We start from the raw sequence: 898 nt of genomic DNA, 5'->3' as shown, positions 1-898 counted from the left end.
TCGGTGCCCAGTCCGCACAGGCCGCCCACTCCGGTGATAACGACGCGCCTGTCCATTCAAGCCTCCTTCGCAAGCAAGCCGCGGACGGCTTCCACGACGTCGCCGACATTCTTGAGATTGGACCAGGCATCGGCCGTGTTCATGTCGATCTTGATGCCGTAGGCCTGCTCCACATCCCAGAGGACGTCCGCCAAACCCAGCGAATCGAACCCGAGCGCGTCCAGTTCCGTGGCGATTGTTATCTCGCCGACGAATGACGCAGGCATTCCCTCACCGCTCTCCGACTCGGCGCGTTTCTTGATCAGGGCAATGACGTCCGTTGCGAATTGATCGGCCATTCTGTTTCCTGTCTTTCTTTCCCGCGTTTCGACCTGGACGCGGCTCAGTTCCTGAGGCGCGCCGCGTCGCGAAAGCCATCACGCTTGGGCAACTGACAAAACCCAATGCTCATAAAGCCGGATCAGGTCCGGCCGGTGTGTGGCGTAGGTGCAGTATGACGATGTGAGCCGCTACACGTGCGCGTCTCCCGGTCTGTCCATAGGCTCGGAAGAAGTCGGACAGTTTGACATGGCCGGTCAGTTGCAACTCCCTTTCCCAGCACTCCACTGCCCGGTAGAGCGCATGAAAAATCTCCTTTCGGGCGGTTTCTTAAGACGCTCGCCACGCCATGAGGCAGTGGGGGCATCGGTGTCCATCAGGTGCTTCTGCCCATGCAGGATTCCAGAACATTGATGAAATCGTTTGTTTCGATGAAAGGCATCCACACTTTGGATGGTTGACCACGCTTTTCAAAGATCGTGAACTACATCTCCTCGTTGTGCTCGACGCACTCCGGACAAGTAACCTCATGGGCGCGGCATGCAGGATTAACCGAGCCCAGCCGGTCATGAGTGCGGCC

General features: G+C 58.2%; 1 protein-coding gene. It reads right to left on the bottom strand.

All coding sequences use genetic code 11. The features are described 5' to 3' along the window. Positions 1-56: 56 nt before the first annotated feature. Positions 57-338, bottom strand: a complete 282-nt coding sequence (locus EOA13_RS37290) for an acyl carrier protein (RefSeq protein WP_029356603.1) — start codon at positions 336-338, stop codon at positions 57-59. Between the last annotated feature and the right edge of the window lie 560 nt (positions 339-898).

Origin of the sequence: Mesorhizobium sp. M7A.F.Ca.US.011.01.1.1 (assembly GCF_003998295.1) — a bacterium.
Classification (GTDB): domain Bacteria; phylum Pseudomonadota; class Alphaproteobacteria; order Rhizobiales; family Rhizobiaceae; genus Mesorhizobium.
Note: the sequence above shows the minus strand (reverse complement) of the source record. Positions and strands in the feature narration are given on the sequence as shown.

Bases quoted from the DNA above. Each gene is read 5' to 3' on its own strand.
- EOA13_RS37290 (WP_029356603.1), bottom strand. From the start codon at position 338: ATGGCCGATCAATTCGCAACGGACGTCATTGCCCTGATCAAGAAACGC.